The 4,889-nt window shown below is 61.6% G+C and carries 3 protein-coding genes; all 3 read left to right on the top strand.

Going from position 1 to position 4,889, the window contains the following annotated elements:
- The coding region (locus FJY73_13960) for an MFS transporter (GenBank protein ID MBM3321764.1) at positions 1-421 on the top strand (421 nt) is incomplete at its 5' end.
- A gap of 270 nt (positions 422-691) precedes the next feature.
- Positions 692-2,719, top strand: coding sequence for a DUF3857 domain-containing protein (locus FJY73_13955; GenBank protein ID MBM3321763.1), 2,028 nt, complete (start codon positions 692-694; stop codon positions 2,717-2,719).
- Positions 2,720-3,015: 296 nt separating this feature from the next.
- A complete protein-coding gene (locus FJY73_13950; protein ID MBM3321762.1) occupies positions 3,016-4,659 on the top strand; it encodes a transglutaminase domain-containing protein in 1,644 nt (547 codons plus the stop codon).
- Positions 4,660-4,889: the final 230 nt, after the last annotated feature.

Genomic DNA, 4,889 nt, shown 5'->3' with positions numbered 1-4,889 from the left:
GCGCGCGGGAAGGAACCCCTCCTCGCCGGTCAAGTTCGGGTTTGGGCTTCTTCAGCTCGCGCTCGGGTTCATCGCGATGGTGGTCGCGGCGAGCCGCGCGAGCGACAACGGCTCCTCGCATCTCTTTTGGCTCGTGCTCGCGTACTTCCTCCACACGACGGGCGAGCTTTGTCTCTCGCCGGTCGGGCTCTCGACGGTGACCAAGCTCTCTCCCGTCCGCCTCGTCGGCCTCATGATGGGGATGTGGTTCCTCTCGAGCGCGTTCGCGGGCGTTCTTTCCGGCCAGATCGCGGCGCTCACCGGCGCCGAGGCCGGCTACCAGCGCGTCTTCCAGATGATCGTCTACTTCGCGGGGGGCGCGGGCATTCTCCTCCTCCTTCTCTCGCCTTTCCTGAAGAAGCTCGAGTATGGCGCGGAGTAGGGGTTCGTCTCTCTTCTCTCCGACCGCTTCGCGATTCTCCTCGACCGAGGTCGCCGACACGCGTGAGCCTCAAGAGAAAACCTGAGGTCGTGGCCATACGGGGCATAAACAGCAGCAGGGGATATATCTTGGCCGTTGGCGCCGGGAGCCACAAGGCACGGATCTTTCAAAGATAGGCGTCCGGAAAGTTGACGGAAGAATCGAACCTGCTATCATGCGGCAGAATTGATAGCCGTTCCGCAACCGGTTTCTCTCGACGGAGGTGTGAAGATGAGCGGTTCTTCCCGCCGCGCACGGGTGTTTCTGCTTGGGTTCTTTGTCGCAGCGCTTGCCGTCGTTCTCGCGTCCTGCACGCAGAGCAAGCTCGGAACACGTTACGATGCCTACCGCGCGATCGATCAGAACGAATGGAACGAGTCGATGCTCGAGTCGTTCGGCGCGCGCGATGCCCTGGTCCTCTACGAGGGCTACATCATCGACGATCAGGATCTCGACGAGGAGACGATGGTCATCGATCACTATGTCAGGATCCGCGTGCTGAGCGAGCAGGGGATCGAAGACTACGGCGAAGCGGAGATTCCCTACGCCGAAGACGAGAAGATCATCGGCGTTCACGCGAGGACCGTGCATCGGGACGGCACGGTTGTCGAGGTCCCCTCGACCGAGATCTACGAGAAGACGATCGCGTCGCTCGGGAAGCAGGCGATGAAGGCGAAGACCTTCGCCTTCAAGGCGGTCAGCCCGGGGGACATCCTCGAGTACTATTACACGAGGGAGATGAGAGCATTCACACCGCCGCCCCTCCTCCTCCAGCATCGGCACCCGACCGTCGAAGCGAGCGTCAAATGGTTCTTCAAGAAGATGCCTCCGGGCGCGAATGTGGGTCAGGAGTACTACTTCGGCGCCAAGTACGTGATCACGAACCGCGGAAGAGCGGAGATGGAGAGCGCGGAGACCCCCGCGCACGATCCTCGGGAATGCCAAATCCATTTGCGGAACATCCCCCCGTTTCCCGAGGAGCCCTTTGTTCCGGCTCCCGAGGTCTACATGACCACGTTCTTTCCCGAGTACTTCTTTCCCTACCGGAAAGCGGGCGCCTCGTACTGGAACCAGGTCTCCGACGGCCTGGGCGAGTTCACTCGCGAGTACGTGAAGAAGAGCCCGAGCCTGGACGAGTGGATGAGAGAAGAACCTTCAGGTGATCGGAACCTCGATTCGGACATCGAATGGTGCGTGCAGAGAATGCGGTCGAGCCTCCGTGTGAGAGGTTTCGAGTCCGGGGACGAGGCGACTTCCGATCCGCTGCCTCCGGCTCGCACGGCGGACGAGCTCTTGGCTCGCGGTACCGGATACACCCTCGACATGGACAACTTGCTCGTCGCGATGCTCCGACGGCTCGGTCACGACGCGACGACGTTCTGGGTGAGGGATCGGAGCGAGGGGATTCTGCTCGAGAAATGGGAGTCGTGGCGGCAGTTCACGATGTCGGGTGTCGTGGCGAAGAGCGGGAGAGAGATGCGATGGGTCGCCCCCGGGTTCCCGCTCGGAGATGCGCTTTGTCTTCCTTGGGAAATGACGGGGTGCCGGGCCTTGCTCGCGAATACGTATTATGAGGAGAAGAACCCGTTTTCGATGTGGGCCGATGTTCCTCTCCCCGACTCGAAGTCGAACCGGATCGACACCGAAGTCATTCTCTTCTTGGAGGCAGGCGAAGGCCTGAAGGGCGCCCTCCGCGCTTCCCTGGACTGCAAGAGCGATGTCGGGTTTATCCACACCCTGCCGAAGCTCGACGCAGAGGACCGATTCGCCGCTCTCCGAGAACGAGTTCTTCCGGCAGACCTCGCCTGGACCGCTTCGAACGAGCAGTACGAACAGGTCAATACTCAGATTGTTTATGCGTGTTCCCTCGCCTTGAGCGGAGCGGTCGAGCAAGCGGGAGACCGACTCCTCGTCGATCTTTCGAAGGTCCGCACGGACAACTTCGTCTTTCCGGATAGGAAGCGCGCGTTGCCGATCGATGTCGGGTTCCCGATCGAGCACCACTCCGAAGTCCGATTCATTTGCCCGGGTGATCTTCGAATCGAAGAGATCCCTGCCGGAGCGCATTGGAAAAGAGGTTCGGTCCGGTTCGATTGGGTTTGCCAGAAGACCGAGGACGGACTCCGAATCCAGCGCGACGTCGTTCTCTCCGACGCGCTCTTCGGGAAAGAAGCCGCGGAGCCGCTTCGTACGGTCTTCCAAGAGATCTATGCGAAGTATCGAGAACCGTTCGTTCTCGTTTCGAGGAGCCGGTCGTGATTCGGTCTCGGGTCCTTCTCGCGGGCCTGTGTGCAGTGAGCGCCGCGCTGGCTTTCTACGGTTCGGTGTTCGGCGCGGGACTTCCGGAGTGGGCTCGCGCGGTCGTGGAAGCAGCGGATGGTCTGGGTGCCCCGGATGCGACTGCCGTAGAGCTCTACCGGTCTCGGTCGGTCTCTGTGAAGGTCAACGGAAGTCGCAAGGTCAGGGATCGGAGCATCCTCCTACTCAACAAGGGGGAATACGGGGAGCCGCGGCGATGCGGCTTCCGCGAGTCTCCCCATCATAGGCTGACCAAGATGGAAGGATGGAGAGCTTCTCCGGACGGATCGGTCGATGTCTTCAAGGACAGAGTTCGCACCCAATTGTCGGAGAACTCGCTCTACCGGGAAAGCCTAACCCACATTCTCGAAATCCCGAGATGCGTCGATGGATCGGTGGTGGTCTTCGAGACGGAATGGGTGAACGACTTCCTTCTCTCGAGCGATGACTGGTGGCCGATCGAAGGATCTTTCCCCTTGCTCCATTGGGAGTACGAGCTCCGTCTTCCCTCCGGTTGGGAGGCGGAGGCTCACCGGCTCGACCCGTTTCTGCGTTCTGCGATCGAGAGCGAGCCCGCACTCCTCGCCGGCGATCCTCCGGTTTACCGATGGACGGGGACGCCCGCGCCCGCGGATTCATCGAATCTCCCCCGCGCCGTCTCTCGCGAGGATGAGCGGGAGATCCTCCACGTGCAATTCTTCGACGGGACGGGCGAATGGAAACCGAACGATTCTTGGCGGGCGATCGGAAAGTGGTACGCCGAGGTGGGAAGGGCGGCATTCGACGGATCGGAGGGTCTCTCTGATCGAGAGGGGCAGATGCTCGATTTCGACTCCGATAAGGAAGCCGCGGCGAGGAGAATCCCCGAGTATGTTCAATCGTCGATTCGGTATGTCTCGATCGAACTGGGAGACGGCGCGTATCGTCCGAACCGCGCCGTGGACGTGCTCCGAAACGGACACGGCGACTGCAAGGACATGACCTTTCTCGCAGTCGCACTGCTCCGACGCGCGGGCATCGCCGCCTATCCGGCACTCACCCTTCTTTCTACGGAACGGACCGTCTGGCCGGGATTCCCGTCCGTCGCGCAGTTCAACCACTGCATCGTCGCGATCGCAGAACCGAACGGCTATCGCTTCTTCGATCCGACCGCGAAGACGATTCCGTTCGGCCGGCTTCCCTTTCCGCTCGAAGGAGGTCATGCTCTCGTCGTGGGCTCTCCGGTCGATACCGGTCTCGTTCGAATGCCCGAGAGTGCTCCCGGCGACAACCGATCCATCGAGGAGGTGCGTCTCTTGGTGGAGGAAGATCTCTCGTGTACCGGTGTCGCGACGGAGAAGCGGACGGGGCAGGCGGCCTTCGGCGCCCGAGCCGCTCTTTCGGGGCACGGTCGCGAAGCACTGGAGAGATACTTGAAGGCGCGACTCTCGGCAGGCATGCCGGGCGCCGAAGTTCTGAGAGCCGACGTCACGGGCTTGGATGAGCTGTCCGACACGCTCGTTTTTCGATACCGTTTCCGCGCTCCCAAGGTCGGGGTCGTCAGCGGATCGAATCTCATGATTCGCCCCTACTTCCTTGATGTTCAATTTCCGCTTCTCTCGAACGATCCCGGATCGGATGTCGAGATCTATGCCGCCTTCCCGGCTCTCGTCGAGGCGGCGATCACGGTCGATCTCCCTGCCGACTGGTCGGTCGCGGAGATCCCCGAGCCGTGTTCGCTCAGCAACGACTTCGGATCCTACTCGAGCGAGGTCACGTGGAGCGAGACAGGGATCGCCTTGAGACGGACGGTGGAATTGCGCGCGACTCGATCGGCCCTGGCGGAGAGTGATCAAGGCGCGGAGTGGGAGCGCACTCTGAGCGCATGCGACCGGCAGCGCGTGGTTGCAAAGAAGAGATAGCTCCAGTTCGGAATCCCCATCGCGCGCAGGCGCCACATCGATCGAGGCCAGCGCGTTATGAACACACCGGTATGCCCCCTTTCCCGCACCCCAGCGACCGCGGTCGGCTCTTCCGTCGAGTCTCGCTCGATGGTAGGATCGGTGTGCATGAAAACCGGCGACTAGGAGAACCGAATGCCGATCGACAAGCGGGCAGCGGCGGATCGTCCGATTCACGATCTCATCGCGAG

This window comes from Candidatus Eisenbacteria bacterium (assembly GCA_016867715.1).
In the GTDB taxonomy this organism is placed as follows: Bacteria; Orphanbacterota; Orphanbacteria; order Orphanbacterales; family Orphanbacteraceae; genus VGIW01.
The sequence above is the reverse complement of the archived record's forward strand: the minus strand, read 5'-3'. Positions and strand labels throughout refer to the sequence as shown.